Origin of the sequence: uncultured Maribacter sp. (assembly GCF_963974015.1) — a bacterium.
Lineage (GTDB): Bacteria > Bacteroidota > Bacteroidia > Flavobacteriales > Flavobacteriaceae > Maribacter.
Map to the genome: position 1 here is coordinate 1 of NZ_CAXBBZ010000013.1, position 18,812 is coordinate 18,812.

The following is an 18,812-nucleotide window of genomic DNA, read 5'->3' on the forward strand; positions in this document are numbered from 1 at the left end:
ATTAAGAACAGGGCTCCATTCGCCATCGGTAGATGGAGTTTGGGCGAAAACTAAAAAATAGTTAAATAAACTAAAAATAAATGATAAGTAATTTTTCCCCATAACCATATATTTTATACATTATAATACCGATTTATAATTAATTAGGGGAGTTTTCAAATGTATTTTAATACTTCCACAACTAATAGGTTTTATTATGTAATATCGATAAAAAACGATTTAATTCGATAAAATACACTACGAAATTCAACCAAACTGTAACAAATAGTAAATTGATACATCATTACATAAACCGATCACTTTTTGAGCCAACAAAGAGAACATATTGATGAGCTTTTGCAATGTTGCATGGCCGGAAAACAAAGCGCACAGCTAGAAGTGTACAATAGGTATTACAAGGCCATGTTCAATACAGCATTAAGAATCGTAAAAGACACTGCCCAAGCAGAAGACATTATGCAAGAATCGTTTTTAAGCGCTTTCACAAAACTGCATACGTTTAAAGGGGAAGTAACTTTTGGATCTTGGCTGAAACGCATTGTAATCAATAACAGCATTCATCAATATAGAAAGCAACAGAAAAAGAATGAAGTTGCTTTAGATGAGGTATTGTACAAGGTCGAAGATAATGACGGAATTGCATCTGACCATGTGTTTACAGAACTAAAGGCTCAAAAAGTGATGGAAACCATGAAAGATTTGAAAGACAATTACAGAATTTCTTTGACCTTACATTTAATAGAAGGGTTTGATTATGAAGAAATAAGTGAAATAATGAACATTAGCTACGCAAATTGTAGAACTACAGTTTCACGTGCAAAAGAAAGTCTTAGAAAAAAATTAATACTCGCATTCTAATGAAGAAAGATAATTTACACGTGCTTTTTGATAAGCTACAGAACGATTTGGATTTTGCGGAACCAGCCAATGGTCACCAACAACGCTTTTTAGATATATTGAACAAATCCAAAGGAGTCGAAACCATTCCGACTGAAAGGAAGCATTCTTGGATACGTATATTTTCAATAGCCGCCACCATAGCTATTCTGTTATCAATAGGTATAGCCAAATTCAATACCTCAAGCAGTATTGAGGAAAAGGTTGCGCAAATTTCTCCGGAAGCTTCTAAAACTCAATTTTATTTTGCCAGTTTAATTGAAGAACAAGTCAAAGAATTAAATTCTGAGAAATCTCTTGAGAACGAAAGAATTATAAACGATGCTATGATTCAATTGAAAAAACTTGAAACAAACTACAGTAAAATGGAACAAGATTTATTAAACGGGGGTAACAGTAAATTAATACTAAGTGCCATGATAACAAATTTCCAAACTAGAATAGAACTTCTAAATGAAGTTATGATACAGATAGAGAATATTAAAACCATAAAAAATACAAATGATGCGAATTACACTATTTAAATATACCTGGTTACTGGTCGTCGCTTTTACTACAACTATTAATGCCAATAATATTGGTTTTGATGGAAAGCATACCAAAGAAAAAACTATAAAAAAAGAATTTAATGTAAGCCCTAACGCGCTTTTAAAAGTCAGCAATTCTTATGGCAATCTAAATATTACGTCTTGGAACGAGAACCGAGTTGTAATAGAGGTACATATTAAGACCAACGGCAACAATGAAGAAAAAGTTCAAAAAAAATTAGATGAAATATCTATTGATTTTGAAGCAAGTAATGACCAAGTTTCGGCTGAAACTATCTTTAAAAAAAATAGCAACGGCTGGGGATGGAATTGGGGCAATAACAATAACGTTAACATGCAAATCAATTACACTATTAAAGTTCCTGTTAAAAACAATGTAGATTTAAACAACGATTACGGTAATATAATCTTAGATAGAATCGATGGTCATGCCAAAATTAATTGTGATTATGGTCGACTTGAAATTGGAGAACTAAGAGGTAGAAATAATCGTTTAAATTTTGATTACACATCTAAGTCTACTATTGAATATATTAATAGTGGCGAAATTAGAGCAGATTATTCCGGTTTCACTATAGAAAAAGCAGGTAATCTTAGCATAAATGCGGACTATACAAATGCCAGTATTGGTGTAATGGAAAATTTGGAATATACCAGTGACTACGGTAACATGGATATAAAAGAATTGAAAAGTATTGACGGTAATGGCGATTATATTGCAGTAAAACTAGGTGTTGTTCATGGTGATATTTCTATTGTTGCAGATTATGGTTCAATAAGAATAGATGAACTTGCTGCCGATGCAGGCAATGTAAATATTAGAACAGATTATACAGGTATTAAAATAGGTTATAATAGCCAATATCACTTCGATTTTGATATAACCACAAGTTATGCAGGTGTAAGTGGAAAAGATAATTTCACCATTAATATCAGTACAGAAAAATCTTCCGATAAACACTATGAAGGTTTTTATGGCTCGAAAGGAAGTGGAAATAAAGTAACCCTATCAAGTGATTACGGCGGAATAAGTTTTACTAAAAAATAATCAATCAAATTAAAACGAAAAACATGAAAAAATTAAGCGTATTACTATTAACAGGTTTAATCACCCTATCCTGTTCTGCTCAATGGGGAAAAACCATTAAAGGAAATGGAAACAATGTTACTATAGAAAGAAGCACCGGAGATTATGAAGGAATCGCAGTCTCTGGTTGGTTCGATGTAGATATAGTTTCAGGCAAAGAAGGTGAAATTACGCTACAGGGCGAAGAAAACCTTTTGGAGTATATTATCACAGAGGTTAAAGATGGGAAATTGGTCATTAAAACGGAAAAGGGTATCAACCTCAAAAGCAGTAACTGGAAATCTGAAATTCGAATTACCGTTCCGGTTGAAACAATCAGTTCAGTCTCCATGTCTGGTTCGGGAGACATCGTTGGCAAAACAAAAATAAAATCTGATAAATTCAGTACGGCAATGTCGGGTTCTGGAGATATTACTTTAGATATTGACTCAAATTTGATATCCGCTAGCATGTCTGGTTCTGGAGACATAACCTTGAGTGGCAAAACTACCGATTTTGACGCCACTGTTTCTGGAAGTGGTGATATTGAAGCATATAATCTTGAAGCGGAAAATGTAAGTGCTACTGTATCTGGATCTGCGGATATTCAAGTAACTGCTAAAAAATCAATTAAGGCAAGAGTTTCTGGCTCAGGTGATATCTCATATAAAGGCAATCCTGAGAAAGTAGACACTAAAACTTCTGGATCCGGTGATATTTCTAGAGGATAATTTATAAAATCAAAATAACGAACGATCAATTAAAAAAGTCCCTTTTAAAGGGGCTTTTTTAATTCCTTTACTCGTAACAATAAGAACATGCCAATTAAAAAGAAAAGCCCTAAGAATATAATTGAACTTCTCATACTACCTGTCAATTGAGCTACAACACCATAAAGTAAAGTACCGATAATGATTCCTATTTTTTCAGCAACATCATAAAAACTAAAAAAGGAGGTTGTATCCTTAGTCTGTGGTAGAAATTTGGAATAGGTTGATCTAGACAATGCCTGAATACCCCCCATTACTAAACCAACACAACCTGCGGCAATATAAAAATCGGTTGGTGTGATTACGAAATATGCATAAATACATATACAAACCCAAAGTGCATTAACAACAATCAGTGTTTTTATATTACCAAATTTTTCAGAAGCTTTAGCAGTAACGGTAGCACCTAAAATCGCTACTAACTGTATAACTAAAATACTAACGATAAGCCCGGTTGTACGTTCCGAGTCTGTACCCCATGCTATTTCTTCTTCCCCGAAATATGTAGCTATCAACATTACGGTTTGTACCGCCATGCTATAAACGAAAAATGCTCCTAGATATCTTTTGAGCTTTACTTGCTCACCAAGTTGATTCCATACTAATTTTAGTTCCTTAAATCCGTTTAATACTATATTGGTTCTTTCCCCTTCCTTCTTGTAGCCTTGTGGCAAATAGTAAAAACTATATTGCGCAAAAAGTATCCACCAAATACCTACGGTAACGAATGAATATTTCATTGCTTTTATTTCCGCTGAACCGGCTTCATCAGTAGTTATACCAAATAAGTCTGGCTTCATGACCATTGCCAAATTAAAAATTAAAAGAATTACACTACCTACATATCCCAAAGAAAAGCCCTTTGCACTTATCGCGTCTTGTTGTTTTGGAAACGCAACATCTGGCAAATAAGAATTATTGATTGCAAAACTTACCCAAAAGCCTACCAATCCAAAGAAATAAGATGCTAATCCTATGTAAATATTTTCCAAGGAAAACCAATAAAGCCCTATACATGAAATTCCGCCTAAATAGCAGAAAAACTTCATGAATACTTTTTTGTTACCTAAATAATCTGCTATCCCAGAAACTAATGGGGTTACTATGGCGATAAAAACAAATGCTAATGAGGTGACATAACTAATTAACGGTGCTCTTGCTATCTCACCTCCAAAAACTGTAACCTTCTCGATTCCTGCAACCCTAAATAAAGCGCCATAAAATATGGGGAACACTGCTGATGAAATTACTAAGCTATATACCGAATTGGCCCAATCATAAAAGGCCCATGCGTTCAATAATTTTTTACTTCCTTTTAAAACTAGTGTTTTCCCCATACATAAAAATAAAAGCCGCTCATTTCTGAACGGCTTCAATATACAATAATGCATTAAGTTTTATTTAAATTTAGTCACTCCAAATTTTGCGGCTTCAGCAGCAGCATCTGGTGCCCAAGCAGAAAGGTTATTTATTCTTGTATCGTTAGATGGGTGGGTACTCGTAAATTCTGGTGGTGCTTGTCCTCCACTTTTCGCTTTCATACGCTTCCAAAGTTCTGCAGCTTCGTAAGGGTCATAACCAGCTATCGCCATAATCTGCAAACCAATAAGGTCAGCTTCCGTTTCATGACCTCTACTAAAGGGCAACATTACCCCAACTTGAGACCCTATACCGTATGCTTGGTTAAATATATTACGTTTCTGCTCATCTTGAATTGCAATGTTCCCTGCAACTGCCCCTAATTGTTGAAGTGTACCTGCACTCATTCTTTGCGCTCCATGATCCGCCAATGCATGAGCTACTTCGTGGCCCATTACTACCGCTACACCTGTTTCTGACTGGGTAATTGGTAAAATACCTGTATAAAATACAATTTTACCACCTGGCATACACCAAGCATTTACAGTTTCATCATTCACTAAATTATATTCCCACTTATAGTCCTTTAAATAACCTGGGTGACCATTGGCAGTTAACCAACGTTCTGCGGCAGAGGAAATTCGTTGTCCTACTCTAGTTATCATTTGAGCATCGGCGGTACCGGTGACAACCTTATTCTCTGTTAAAAATTGGTCATACTGTGCAAATGCAGAAGGAAACACCTGACTATTAGGATAAAAATTTAAAGTTTTCTGTCCCGTAAATGGATTTACCTTACAAGCAGATACCCCTACAAATACAAGGGTTATTAATACTATTTTTTTCATATTCAGTTTTTAAGTTAATGGTAATAAAATACAAAGTTATTCTTTTCCTGACAGATGTAATGACGTAAAGTTTTTGTCAATCCGTAAAATGTTATCTCCACCAAAAATTAAACTCTCTAATTCTATTTCTTCATTATCTACCATTACGCTTTCAATTTGAAAGGGTAAACCATGAAGATTAAGTTTAATTGTTTCATATTCCGTTTCAAAACTTCCATCTTTAAATAATTGTATTGTCAACGAATTTTCTTTCCCGGTCAATTTATAATTACTTAAAGCATATCTTCCCTTTTTATAATCATACCCATTATTCGCGTCTTCATATACTTCTGATGCTTCTACACCTTCTTTATAATAAACCTCTAACAACAGTTCTTCAATTTTCTTTTCACCTACATATTGCTGAATTGGATATTTGGGAATTATAGCTCCTGCCTTTATAAAAATTGGTAATTTATCTAAGCCCGCCGCAACCCATTTTTCTTTACCTCCTATTACCGAATCGTGAGTCCAAAAATCATACCATTCTCCTTTAGGTATATACATTCTACGTCCTTGAGCATTTGGTTCTTGTATCGGACAAACCAATATTTTCTCACCAAAAATAAATTCATCTGTTCTAAAGTGTGTTTGGGTATCTTCTTGATCATAATACACCAATGACTGAATCATTGGCCTATTTTCTTTGGTATACTTATAAAACATGGTATACAAATAAGGTAAAAGTTGGTATCTTAATTCTATAAACTTTCGAACTATATCTGTAATTTCTACACCAAAAGACCAAGGTTCTTGGTCACCGTGATCCCCACTTGAATGAACTCTACAGAATGGATGAAAAATTCCTAATTGAATCCACCTTGCAAATAATTCACCGTCTGGTTGTTCTGCAAATCCGCCAATATCAGAACCTACAAAAGAGTATCCGCTTAAACACATTCGCTGCATTTGTACGTTTGCTATCCATAAATGCTCCCAAGTAGCAACATTATCTCCAGTCCATGTAGACGAGTATCTTTGTGTACCGGCAAATGCCGCTCTTGTTATCACAAATGGCCTTTTTGGATATACATATTTTTTAACGCCTTCATAAGTTGCCCTAACCATTTGCATACCATAAACATTATGGGCTTTTCTATGCGTGCATGGGTGGCCATCATAATTATGTCTAGTATCCAATGGTGCTGTTTTAGTAGGCACTTCCATTACAGCAGGCTCGTTCATATCGTTCCACACTGCATGAACACCTAATTCAGACATAAATTCTTTATACAATTCGGCCCACCATTCTCGTACTGCAGGATTTGTAAAATCAGGAAAATTACATTCTCCTGGCCATACCTTACCATGCATTAAAGGACCATCCCCCCTTTTACAGAAATAGTCATTTTCTAAGGCTTCATTATATACCCAATAATCATGATCCACTTTTATACCTGGATCAATCATTATAACAGTTTTAAATCCGTCTTGCTCAAGTTCCTGTATCATTCTTTTTGGATCAGGAAAATGATTCTTGTCCCAAGTAAAACACCTAAAACCATCCATATAATCTATATCCAGATATATGGCATCACAAGGTATTCTCCGACTTCGAAATTCGCTAGCAACTTCTTTTACATTACTCTCTGGGTAATAGCTCCATTTAGATTGATGAAAGCCTAGTGCCCACATTGGTGGCAATTCTGGTGTACCGGTCAGATTAGAATAAGAACTAACAACCCTCGACATATCTGGGCCAAAAATAAAATAGTAATTTAGTTCACCCCCATCAGCCCAAAAACTAGTAATATTTCTACGTTCTTGTGAAAAATCAAAACTCGTTTTAAAACTATTATCAAAAAAAATTCCATAAGCTTTACCTTTACTCAACCCAATATAAAAAGGTATTGCCTTATATAATGGATCTTGCTCTTTTGCAAATGCAAATTGGTCGGTCACCCAATTCTCTACTTTTTTACCTTTAAGATTACTGTGCATGGCTTTATCGCCCATGCCGAAAAAACTTTCACCTATTTGGGAAATCTTACTCATTTTAACGGTATTCCCCCCGTACTCATAGTTCTCTTCCCAATGAAAACCTAGCTCATCTTCATTTATAATATTACCTTCTATATCTGAAATCTGAATTCTAAGGGTTTTCTTATCAACTAAAATACTTAACCTGGCAGTAGATATAATATACTCTGAATTGTTCTCTACAACATCTAACTTGCTATAACCCATTGTACTATCGGGATCTATAGCGTAAGAAAAATCTGGTTCGAAATTGTAATTTGTAGCATATCTAAAACGAACTAAACTACCTCTAAGAATTGTTATTTGTAGAACGACACCGTTCTCTGTTGTGAAATATAACTTATCTGTATCTTGTGTAAACTCGACTATATGGTTAGGGTATAAATTACCTTTATATTCAAGCTCTGTATTTGTTATCATGAAAATGTTGTTAAGTGGATGTCAAATAAACACCAAAAAGTAATCATAAAATGTTTACGGTGAACTGTATAGATTAAAATTACTACCCTAAAATTATAATACCTAAAGGTGGAATTGTAATTTCAATTGATTTTTTGTGTCCGTGAGAGGCCTTAGTAGAAACTTTGATAACTTTATTCAAATTACCGCCACCACCATATTTTACATCATCACTATTTAAAATCTCTTTAATCTTACCTTTTTTAGGCATGCCTATCCGATAATTTTCACGCGGAATTGGTGTGAAATTGCAAACTACTATTAAATCATTTTCTTCATCATGACCTTTACGTATATATGTTAAAACTGAATTATCATGATCACTGTAGTCTATCCATTGAAAACCTTCTGGGCTAAATTGCTTTTCATACATCGCAGGAGAACTTTTGTACAGATGATTCAAATCTTTAACAAAATCCTGAATTCCAGCATGACCTTCATATTGTAACAAATGCCAATCTAAACTTTGTTCAAAATTCCATTCTGCAGTTTGCCCAAACTCACCCCCCATAAATGTAAGTTTTGTACCAGGGTGTGTAAACATATACCCAAAAAGAAGCCTTAAGTTAGCAAAGCGCTGCCATTCATCGCCTGGCATTCTATATACCAGTGATTGCTTACCATAAACTACCTCATCATGTGAAAATGGCAGCATAAAACGCTCTGTAAAGGCATAGGTCATACTAAAGGTAAGGTCATTTTGATGATGTCTTCTGTATATAGTTTCTTTTTGAAAAAACTGTAATGTATCATGCATCCAACCCATCATCCATTTCATTCCAAAGCCTAAACCGCCATGTTCTACCGATTTTGTGACACCCGAAAATGCAGTAGATTCTTCGGCTATTGTCTGTACTCCATCAAAATTCGAATATACCGCTTCATTAAATTCACGTATAAATGATATGGCTTCTAAATTTTCGTTATTGCCATATATATTTGGTTCCCATTCCCCATCTTCCCTAGAATAGTCTAGGTATAGCATAGAGGCAACTGCATCTACACGCAATCCATCTACATGGTATTGATCCAACCAAAATAGGGCATTACTAATAAGAAAGGCCCTTACCTCGTTTCTGCCATAATTGAAAATTAAACTTTTCCAATCTGTGTGATATCCTTTTCGCCTATCTGGATGCTCATATAAATTCGAACCATCAAAGAAACCAAGGCCATGCGCATCTTCTGGAAAATGAGAAGGAACCCAATCTAAAATCACTCCAATATCGTTTTGATGAAAGGTATCTACCAACATTTTAAACTCTTCTGGTGTTCCAAATCTTGAAGTAGGCGCAAAATAACCTGTTAATTGATATCCCCATGATGGATCATAAGGGTACTCCATTATCGGCATAAACTCTATATGGGTATACCCCATTTCTTTAACATAAGAAACAAGATCTACAGCCAACTCTTTGTAGGTCATGAACTTATTATCCGCATTCTTTTTCCAAGAGCCTAAATGAACCTCATAAACAGAATAAGGTTTATCTAAACCATTTTTCTCTTTTCTATAGCTCATCCAATCCTTATCATTCCACTTATGATCAGCGGTCCATATTATTGAAGCGGTGTTAGGTGGATGCTCGCAAAATCTTGCAAAAGGATCTGCCTTTTCTGTCCAAATATCATTATTGCTAGACTGAATCTTATATTTATAAACTTCTCCCTTTCCAACATTTGGAATAAATCCTTCCCATATACCACTAGCGTCCCAACGAACATTTAACTTGTGCTCATCTGCATTCCAAGCATTAAAATTCCCGATAACAGATACAGATTTGGCACTAGGTGCCCAAACTGAAAAATACGTCCCTTTTACACCATCTATCTCAATTAAGTGAGAACCAAGCTTTTCATAAAGGCGATAATGCTTGCCGCTTTTAAAAAGGTTAATATCAAATTCAGTAAATAAAGAGTGAACTTTTACGTTAGGCATATTATCGTGTAATTATTTGAGCAAAGCTAATCATCTTAGAAAGACGGCCAACAATGAATGTTTTTCGTTAAAATTAATGCAGTTAATATCCGATTTATATATTGATTTACCAAAAATGGAACACTTTTTGAACTAACTGTAAAACAATTATACAAAAACTGAATAATAAAAGTATTATGAAAAAACTGAACTTATTTTTAGGAGCACTCGTTACTATATTTTTTATTTCATGCGAAGGACCTCAAGGACCTCCAGGTTATGATGGTTTCGACGGGATTGATGGTGCAGATGGGCAAGATGGAATTAACATCTTGGGAAAAGTAATGGATATTGAAGGTTCTTTTACTCTTCAAAATGATTATTCAATTTTTTATGAATTCCCCCAAACCGTGGAAGTTTTTGAGACTGATGTAGTTTTAGTTTATTTGTTATGGGATGAAACCGTAGATGGTAACGGTGACTTAGTAGATATTTGGAGATTAATGCCACAAACAAGAATACTAGACCAAGGCTTGTTACAATACAACTTTGATTATACTTTCTTTGATGTAAATATTTTCTTAGAATCAGATTTTGATTTAAGCACTTTACCGGCAGGGGACACAGATAATCAAATATTTAGAATTGCGGTTTTGCCTGCAGAATCAACAACAGGCAAATTAGATACATCGGATATTAACTCGGTAATGGCGCATTTGGGAGTAAAAGAAGAGAATATTCAAAAAATAAAACTGGATTAATTATAGAAACTAAGCTTACAGCATCTAAAGTCTTTGGGTAAACCTAAAGACTTTTTTATTTCTATATTTTTTTTAAAACCTTAACTTAAAAGGTTATGTAAATACAATAACTTGAAAGGAATATAAAAGAATAACGACAGAATAAAAAAATTGAAAATGAAAATGAAAATTGGAGTAGCGCTATTAGTGCTTTTTGCTAGCTGTAAGGGTACATCGCAAGAAAAAGAAATGGCCACAGATACAAATGTGGAAAACACAAAAAAATTTGCTGTTCAGAAAACAAATGCTGAATGGAAAAAAGAATTGACTGATGCTGAATATTACGTTCTACGTGAATCTGCTACGGAAAACCCATTTTCCAGTGAATTATTGAAGATTAAAAAGAAGGGTACTTATGTTTGCGCCGCCTGTGCCACTCCCCTATTTAAAAGTCAAACCAAATTTGATTCAGGTACGGGTTGGCCAAGTTTTTATCAAGAAATTGAAGGTAATGTAGGGTATGAAATTGATAACACTTACGGAGTAAGGACAGAGGAACATTGTGCTACCTGCGGTGGACATTTAGGTCATGTATTTGAAGATGGCCCGGAACCTACGGGTTTACGTCATTGCATTAATGGAGTTGCATTAAAATTTGTGCCTGCTGAATAATCTAATCAATTTTAAAGTTAAATAAAGAGGCCTAATTAGGTCTCTTTATTGTTTATTAAGTAATTACGATACCGCGTTGTTAGAAAATTGAATTATAAAAATATCACAATTAGAAATTAAAGGTCATATTTTAAAATCCTATTCTCAATTTCGATTTGGTTTTGTACTTTTGCACCTCATTTCAAACATCAAAAAAACAAAATATGAGCAGTTTCGACATTATTGTTTTAGGTAGTGGTCCAGGAGGATATGTAACCGCTATCAGGGCTTCACAATTAGGTTTTAAGACCGCTATTATTGAAAAAGAAAGTCTTGGAGGCGTTTGTTTAAATTGGGGCTGTATACCAACTAAAGCTTTATTGAAATCTGCGCAAGTATTTGAATACCTGAAACATGCAGATGATTATGGAATAAAGGTTGAAGGTGTTGACAAAGATTTTGATGCTGTTGTAAAAAGAAGCCGCGGCGTTGCAGACGGTATGAGCAAAGGTGTTCAGTTCTTAATGAAGAAGAACAAAATCGAAGTAATAAAAGGGTATGGTACGTTAAAAGCTGGTAAGAAAGTTTCGGTTAAGGCTGAAGATGGTACTGTTACGGAATATAGCGCTAACAATATAATTATTGCAACTGGTGCTCGAAGTCGTGAATTACCAAGTTTACCACAAGATGGCAAGAAAATTATAGGATACCGTGAAGCAATGACCTTAAACAAGCAACCTAAGAGCATGATTGTTGTAGGTAGTGGAGCTATCGGTATTGAATTCGCTTACTTCTATAATTCTATGGGTACTGATGTAACTGTAGTTGAATATTTACCAAATATAGTGCCTGTTGAAGATGAAGATGTTTCTAAACAATTAGAGAGAAGCTTTAAAAAAGCAGGAGTTAAAATTATGACGTCCGCAGAGGTTACTTCTGTTGATACGTCTGGTGATGGAGTTAAAGCCACCGTAAAAACTGCTAAAGGAGAACAAATTCTACAAGCTGATATAGTATTATCTGCAGTTGGTATTAAGACCAATATTGAAAATATAGGCTTAGAAGATGTAGGTATTGCTACAGACCGTGATAAAATTCTAGTAAACGATTTTTACCAAACAAATATACCAGGCTATTATGCTATTGGTGATGTAACACCTGGACAAGCTCTTGCTCACGTAGCTTCTGCAGAAGGTATTCTTTGCGTTGAAAAATTAGCAGGTATGCATGTAGAGCCCTTAGATTATGGAAATATACCTGGTTGTACTTATTGCTCTCCTGAAATTGCTTCAGTTGGTTTAACAGAAAAGCAAGCGAGAGACAAAGGCATTGACATTAAGGTTGGTAAATTCCCATTCTCTGCAAGCGGTAAAGCAAAAGCATCTGGAGCTTCTGATGGGTTCGTTAAAGTTATATTCGATGCAAAATATGGAGAATGGCTAGGTTGCCATATGATAGGTGCCGGTGTAACCGATATGATCGCTGAGGCAGTTTTAGGACGCAAACTAGAAACTACAGGCCATGAAGTACTGAAAGCAATTCACCCGCACCCAACTATGAGTGAAGCAGTTATGGAAGCGGTTGCAGCGGCGTACGACGAAGTAATTCATTTATAACCATTTTCAATAAATACTTAGTATGTTAAAATTATTTCGAGCAACGGCAATTTTAGAAGGAATCTCCTATTTGGCGTTGTTCGGAGTAACTATGCCATTAAAATATTGGGCAGAGATACCTGGGCCGAATAAATTAGTCGGCTATGCTCATGGCGCACTATTTATTACTTTTATAGCACTTACGATTTTGGTTGGCTATCAGAAAAAATGGGACATAAAGAAATTTCTTATTTTTGGAGCAGCCTCTCTTCTACCCTTTGCTACTTTCTATGTTGAAGAAAAATATTTAAGGTCAGAAAAAGTAGATTAATCTTAATCTATCGTAGTGAGCTCATAAATTTTACCGTCAAAACTACAGAGGTATAACTCATTATTTTCATCTATTCCGAAAGAAGAAATATTTAAGCCAGTTTCTAATAGTAATTTATTATTTCCGGCTTCATCTAAAGCCCAAATTCTACCTGAAATAAAATCACCTTAGATGTAATACCCTTTTAAAGTAGGTAATTCATTTCCGTGATAAACATAACCACCGGTAACCGATTTATCATTATTGCTATGGCCATATTCATAATGTGGAGCTATTAAATCTGTTGCATCACATTCACTTTTCTGATAACAAGAACTACCTTCGAGAATATTCCAACCATAATTCCCTCCTTTTACTATAAGGTCTATTTCTTCTAACTCATCTTGACCTACATCGGCTGCCCATATCGTATTGGTTTGAACGTCAAAACTAAATCGCCACGGATTTCTTAGTCCGTACGCATAAATTTCTCCTCTAGCATTTTCATTCTCTACAAACGGATTGTCAATCGGTATCGCATAGCTCAATCCTGCATCTTGATTGTTTACATCAATTCGTAAAATTTCACCTAAAAGTGTTTCTAAGTTTTGAGCATTTCCGTCAGGGTCACCCGCACCGCCACCATCACCTGAAACAATGTATAAATATCCATCAGAACCAAAAGCCAATTGACCTCCATTATGATTTGTCTTGGGTTGGGCTATTTCCAATAAAATAGTTTCGCTTGACTCATCTACCATATTAGCGTTCGTTTCAGATACTTTAAAACGAGAAATAACCGCTAGGCTCTCACTCGGTGTATAGGTAACATAAAGAAAACCATTGGAAATATAATCTGGATGAAAGGCAAATCCCAAAAGGCCCAATTCACTTGCCGTAACTGTTTTATTTGAAATATCTAAAAAAATAGAAGCCTCTTCAACAGAGTTAATATTATCAAAGGACTTTATAACACCTGCTTTTTCAGCAACGAATATTCTGTTAGTTCTGTCTTGAGGGGACTGTAAATCTAATGGATTTGAAAAAGTTAAATATAGGAAAAGCATTGCTTAGAGAAATTGAATCATCAACTATAGGAGTGAGAGCTATATCCTCTTTATCACTGCACGAAATAGTTATAAATGCAGATATGCTCAAAAGTACTAGACCAATTCTTTTCATAACTATAGATTTTACATCTATTTACGAATTAGGTAAGCACATCAGATGTTAAAGCTTTCTTGTATTTATAATAAAAAACTTTCGATAGCTAAATCATAACTTTTAAGTCCGAAGCCAAGAATAACACCATTCGCGGCAGCAGAAATATATGAAACATGTCTAAATTCTTCGCGTTTATGGGTATTTGAAATATGCACTTCAACTACAGGAGCGGTTACTGCCTTTACCGCATCGCCAATACCTACAGAGGTATGCGTGTAAGCAGCGGCATTTAAAACTATACCGTCATAGGAAAAACCTCTTTCCTGAATTTTTGAAATAAGTTCTCCTTCGATATTAGATTGAAAGTACTCTAACTCAACATCTTTAAATTTGTTTTGAAGTTTTGAAAAGTAATCTTCAAATGTTTCAGCTCCGTAAACATCTGGCTCCCTTTTCCCTAAAAGATTTAAATTGGGACCATTAATTATGATAATCTTCATGTATCAAAAGTAACAAATGTTGATTAACAAATAGATAATAAATTGTGGAAGTATGATTACTTCACATACTAATTGGCCTTATCGGCGAGTTCTATACTTCGGCTCAAAATTATACACAATACCAAGAGTTAAAGTAGACCAAGTAGCCTCATCTAATTCAATACCTGTATATGAAAAATTAAGCTCTACACTTGAGCTCATTAAATAGGCAATTGTTGGTCTGTAATATAAACCCCCATCATTACCTTCACTAACACCTAAAGCCCAACCTACATTACCACCAAATGAGAAATCGTTCGATGTCCAAATACGTACTCCTGCTGATATAGGGGCAAACTGTACTGGTTTTAAATCTGCACGTACAATATTAGATTGAAATGTTTCTGCAAAACCATGTATAAAACCTACTGCAGGTCCTATATCCACTACTTCCCCCAAAGGATACATGTATGAAACATCAGCACCAACAACTACGCTAAGTGCCTCATTAAAATCATTAAAAGGCAAACCAGCTTGAATACCCATTTTAAATCCTTCTTGGGCAAAAATTTGACTCGCAAAAATGGTCATAACTAGAAGTAACAAAATCTTTCTCATATTTAATGGTATAATTTTTATTAACCTAGAACGAATTGAAACAGCAAATAGTATTCAACAAAAGGGTATAAAAAAGGGGGACATAGTTCCCCTTTTAAATTTAAATGACTTTAACACTTATTCAATTACATATCTAATACCTATACCAAAAGCCCCAACTTAATTACCTAAATACTCTCCAAGACCCATAAATGGTCTCCATTCGAAAGAAAAAACGAATGGAACATTATTTATTTTTTAATCAAGTCCAGCAATAGGTCTAAGCGGTACCTCTGCTCCAAAACCATCACCTAATAATAAAATTGATTGGGAATTAATTAGAGTAAATATGAAAACTAATATTAAATCTTCAAATACTGGAAACCTAGTATTTAATATGATTCATACTTTATTTTTAATTAATGTAATATCTATCTTTAAACCATGAATTGGCAACATGCTCTTAAAGATTATACCATGTATCTTAAGTTAGAACGTGGGTTATCAAAAAATTCTATACAAAGCTATACTCGTGATATTGAGAAACTAATGTCTTTCTTAGATTCCCATTCCATTACTGTAAATCCCATTCAAATAGAAAAAGATATTATTCAACGATTTATATATGAAATCGCCAAGGTAGTCAACCCAAGATCACAGGCACGAATCATATCAGGCCTTAAAAGTTTTTTCAACTATCTAATTTTTGAGGATTATAGAAAAGACAATCCGTTAGATTTAATTGAGTCCCCAAAAATAGGGCGAAAATTACCCGACACTCTTTCTGAAAACGAAATAGATAAATTAATTAAAGCTATTGATTTAGGTTCTAATGAAGGGGAACGCAATCGTGCGATGCTTGAAACTTTGTATGGTTGTGGTTTACGGGTTTCTGAACTTATTGACTTGAAAATATCTGACCTATTTTTTGAGGAAGATTTTATTAAAGTTACCGGTAAAGGCGATAAACAACGTTTTGTTCCTATTAGTCCTGTGAACAAAAAGTATATTAATATCTACAGAAATGAAATTAGGGTTCACTTAAATATTCAAGAAGGATTTCAAGATATACTTTTTCTTAACCGACGGGGAAAACAACTTACACGAGCTATGATTTTCACCATTGTAAAAAATTTAGCGGTTACTATTGGGTTGCAGAAAAATATAAGTCCGCATACTTTTAGACATTCCTTTGCCACTCATTTACTTGAAAATGGTGCCGATTTACGAGCCATTCAGCAAATGCTAGGGCATGAAAGTATAACTACTACAGAAATTTATATGCATGTGGATCGCTCACATTTAGCCGAGGTTATGAATACCTTTCACCCGAGAAAAAGCGATTAAAATTTCCACTTACTGCCTATGGTATAAACTGCTGGCATTTTTACCAAAGTTTCTCCAAAAGCACCAATGTTTGAATTATTCAGCTGAACATTACGTTTCGCCTCTATCATAAAATTATCACTAATATCATAACCTGAACCTGCGACAAAACCAAGACGATAAGGTACTGCTACTTTTCCTGCATCTTCAGTAGCCACTTCCACTTCTACACCAGAGAGTAAGTATAGTTTTTCATTTAAATACACCTTACCAATCAAACTTGACCTAAACCTCTCCGTTAACAAATATGTATCATAAAACCCTTGAAGTTCAAATTGTGTAGATTTAGATATTCCATATTGCACCATAAACGATTTATGTACATCACCAATCGCAGAAATGGGATAAGCATGCCCAGAAATTGACAAACCTATTAATGATGAAGGGCTTTTCGTTGGAGGTGATTCCTCCGTTGTCTGCCCAATAGCTATAATTACAAACAAAAATAAATAGCCACATACCAATACTTTCATATCACAGGTTTTTAAAGTGATGCTGATTTCCTGTAGAAGGTATTCTAAAAATAACGGCAAAAGAAATACTTAGCAAAACTTTAACCGCCAAACTTTTAGGTATTAAAGCACTTTGACCTATAATTCTTAATGATTATATCCTAAATGAATTGCCTTAATCCTTAAACTGACTGTAGTCTCTTTTAAAAGGTCTTATAATCAATCGAGCTTCACGATCAAACCTAATATAGTTATATACCCAGTTGATGAATACGACCATTTTATTCCTAAATCCGATTAGAAAGAACAAGTGTACGAACATCCAAACAAACCAGGCAAAGACGCCTTGAAAACGATATCCTTTTATATCACATACGGCTTTATTTCGACCAATTGTCGCCATACTTCCTTTGTCAATGTACTCAAAAGATTTCATCGATTTATGTGCCAGCAACCGCTCTAAGTTCTCCGCTAATAATCGACCTTGCTGAATTGCAGGTTGTGCTACCATAGGATGCCCACGAGGATAATCTTCTGTTACCATACAAGCAATATCCCCAATGGCAAAAATATCAGGATGGCCTTTAACTTGATTAAATTCATTAACATTGATTCTATTACCACCTGCTATTAAATCTACTGCATCTAAACCTTTAATTCCCGCGCCTTTTACCCCTGCAGCCCATACTACAGTAGCAGTTTCGAAAACCAAATCAGTTTTTGTCGTTACTGTTTTACCATTGTAACCAGTTACCCTAACTCCTTTCCAAACTTGAACTCCCAATTCCTCTAAAAAATCTTCCGCTTTTTTTGAAGCCTGAGCACTAAAACCTGGCAAAAGACAATCACCACCTTGTACTATGTTAATTTGCGCCCTTCTGGTATCTAAATCTGGATAATCTTTAGGCAGAATACCCTTTTTAATCTCTGCCAATGCACCAGAAAGCTCTACCCCTGTTGGACCACCACCAACTATAACAAAATTCATTAAAGCATCTCGCTCATGATAGTCGTCGGTTAAAAGTGCTTGCTCAAAATTTTCAAGAATTAAACTTCTAAGATTAAGCGATTGCGGTACAGACTTCATCGACATGGCATTTTTTTCAATCTCTTCATTTCCAAAGAAATTGGTTTCAGAGCCAGTAGCTACAACCAAATAATCATATGAAAGGTCGCCTATATTTGTATTAATTTTCTTTTTGAGCGGGTCAACATTTTCGACCTCAGCTAAACGAAAATAAAAATTATCATATCCGATTAAAACCTTTCGTAAGGGATAAGCAATAGAATCTGGTTCAAGACCACCTGTAGAAACTTGGTATAATAAGGGTTGAAAAGTATGGTAATTATTCTTATCTATAAGAACGACTTGTACTTCTTTTTTACTCAGTTTTTTGGCTAAGGAAACTCCGCCAAACCCACCACCTATAATAACAATTCTAGGATAGCTTGAAAGTGGTATGTTCATAATGTATTACTTAAATGCAAAACTAAACAAATGCACTTCTACTTTAAAATAATATTCTGTTTTTAGTATATTTAAGGTCTAACTAC

At 34.7% G+C, this 18,812-nt stretch carries 18 protein-coding genes; 9 read left to right on the plus strand and 9 right to left on the minus strand.

Annotated features, from left to right (window positions below):
- The first annotated feature begins 303 nt into the window (after positions 1-303).
- From AACZ41_RS14170 to AACZ41_RS14185, 4 genes are read left to right on the plus strand one after another with little or no spacing between them, the layout of a single operon-like run.
- A complete protein-coding gene (locus tag AACZ41_RS14170) occupies positions 304-858 on the plus strand; it encodes an RNA polymerase sigma factor (RefSeq protein WP_339629190.1) in 555 nt (184 codons plus the stop codon).
- Positions 858-1,421 carry a hypothetical protein gene (locus tag AACZ41_RS14175; RefSeq protein ID WP_339629191.1) on the plus strand — a complete coding sequence of 188 codons (564 nt, stop codon included), beginning with the start codon at positions 858-860 and terminating at the stop codon, positions 1,419-1,421. Before AACZ41_RS14170 ends, AACZ41_RS14175 begins: the two co-directional genes overlap by 1 nt.
- On the plus strand, positions 1,402-2,493 hold the full coding sequence (locus tag AACZ41_RS14180) for a hypothetical protein (RefSeq protein WP_339629283.1): 1,092 nt from the start codon (positions 1,402-1,404) through the stop codon (positions 2,491-2,493). Before AACZ41_RS14175 ends, AACZ41_RS14180 begins: the two co-directional genes overlap by 20 nt.
- Before the next feature lie 23 nt (positions 2,494-2,516).
- A complete protein-coding gene (locus AACZ41_RS14185) occupies positions 2,517-3,242 on the plus strand; it encodes a head GIN domain-containing protein (protein WP_339629192.1) in 726 nt (241 codons plus the stop codon).
- A gap of 44 nt (positions 3,243-3,286) precedes the next feature.
- On the opposite strand, the gene AACZ41_RS14190 is transcribed toward AACZ41_RS14185, so the two are convergent.
- The 4 genes from AACZ41_RS14190 to glgB all read right to left on the minus strand — a co-directional run bounded on the left by AACZ41_RS14190 (position 3,287) and on the right by glgB (position 9,905).
- Entirely contained in the window at positions 3,287-4,618 is a 1,332-nt protein-coding gene (locus tag AACZ41_RS14190) for an MFS transporter (protein WP_339629193.1), read from the minus strand.
- 60 nt (positions 4,619-4,678) lie between these two features.
- Positions 4,679-5,488 carry a M48 family metallopeptidase gene (locus tag AACZ41_RS14195; protein ID WP_339629194.1) on the minus strand — a complete coding sequence of 270 codons (810 nt, stop codon included), beginning with the start codon at positions 5,486-5,488 and terminating at the stop codon, positions 4,679-4,681.
- A gap of 36 nt (positions 5,489-5,524) precedes the next feature.
- Positions 5,525-7,927, minus strand: coding sequence for a glycoside hydrolase family 31 protein (locus AACZ41_RS14200; RefSeq protein WP_339629195.1), 2,403 nt, complete (start codon positions 7,925-7,927; stop codon positions 5,525-5,527).
- A gap of 82 nt (positions 7,928-8,009) precedes the next feature.
- The gene (gene glgB / locus AACZ41_RS14205) at positions 8,010-9,905 is read right to left on the minus strand and encodes a 1,4-alpha-glucan branching protein GlgB (protein ID WP_339629196.1); all 1,896 of its coding nucleotides are present in this window, start codon (positions 9,903-9,905) and stop codon (positions 8,010-8,012) included.
- A gap of 176 nt (positions 9,906-10,081) precedes the next feature.
- Between glgB and AACZ41_RS14210 the strand changes: the two genes are divergently transcribed.
- The 4 genes from AACZ41_RS14210 (at position 10,082) to AACZ41_RS14225 (ending at position 13,201) form a co-directional block, all read left to right on the plus strand.
- Entirely contained in the window at positions 10,082-10,645 is a 564-nt protein-coding gene (locus AACZ41_RS14210) for a collagen-like protein (RefSeq protein WP_339629198.1), read from the plus strand.
- 156 nt (positions 10,646-10,801) lie between these two features.
- Positions 10,802-11,296, plus strand: a complete 495-nt coding sequence (msrB, locus tag AACZ41_RS14215; RefSeq protein WP_339629199.1) for a peptide-methionine (R)-S-oxide reductase MsrB — start codon at positions 10,802-10,804, stop codon at positions 11,294-11,296.
- 203 nt (positions 11,297-11,499) lie between these two features.
- Complete coding sequence (gene lpdA, locus AACZ41_RS14220; RefSeq protein WP_339629202.1) at positions 11,500-12,891, plus strand: dihydrolipoyl dehydrogenase; 1,392 nt, start codon at positions 11,500-11,502, stop codon at positions 12,889-12,891.
- 22 nt (positions 12,892-12,913) lie between these two features.
- Positions 12,914-13,201 carry a DUF3817 domain-containing protein gene (locus AACZ41_RS14225; protein ID WP_339629203.1) on the plus strand — a complete coding sequence of 96 codons (288 nt, stop codon included), beginning with the start codon at positions 12,914-12,916 and terminating at the stop codon, positions 13,199-13,201.
- Positions 13,202-13,368: 167 nt separating this feature from the next.
- Here AACZ41_RS14225 and AACZ41_RS14230 read toward each other — a convergent pair whose 3' ends face one another.
- From AACZ41_RS14230 to AACZ41_RS14240, 3 genes are all read right to left on the minus strand, one after another.
- Entirely contained in the window at positions 13,369-14,247 is an 879-nt protein-coding gene (locus AACZ41_RS14230) for a PQQ-dependent sugar dehydrogenase (RefSeq protein ID WP_339629204.1), read from the minus strand.
- A gap of 180 nt (positions 14,248-14,427) precedes the next feature.
- A complete protein-coding gene (gene aroQ / locus AACZ41_RS14235; protein ID WP_339629205.1) occupies positions 14,428-14,844 on the minus strand; it encodes a type II 3-dehydroquinate dehydratase in 417 nt (138 codons plus the stop codon).
- A gap of 78 nt (positions 14,845-14,922) precedes the next feature.
- Entirely contained in the window at positions 14,923-15,441 is a 519-nt protein-coding gene (locus AACZ41_RS14240; RefSeq protein WP_339629207.1) for an outer membrane beta-barrel protein, read from the minus strand.
- Positions 15,442-15,864: 423 nt separating this feature from the next.
- Between AACZ41_RS14240 and xerD the strand changes: the two genes are divergently transcribed.
- On the plus strand, positions 15,865-16,767 hold the full coding sequence (xerD, locus tag AACZ41_RS14245; protein WP_339629208.1) for a site-specific tyrosine recombinase XerD: 903 nt from the start codon (positions 15,865-15,867) through the stop codon (positions 16,765-16,767).
- On the opposite strand, the gene AACZ41_RS14250 is transcribed toward xerD, so the two are convergent.
- Entirely contained in the window at positions 16,764-17,279 is a 516-nt protein-coding gene (locus AACZ41_RS14250) for a hypothetical protein (protein WP_339629209.1), read from the minus strand. The genes xerD and AACZ41_RS14250 overlap by 4 nt on opposite strands.
- A gap of 154 nt (positions 17,280-17,433) precedes the next feature.
- Complete coding sequence (locus AACZ41_RS14255) at positions 17,434-18,726, minus strand: NAD(P)/FAD-dependent oxidoreductase (RefSeq protein ID WP_339629210.1); 1,293 nt, start codon at positions 18,724-18,726, stop codon at positions 17,434-17,436.
- Positions 18,727-18,812: the final 86 nt, after the last annotated feature.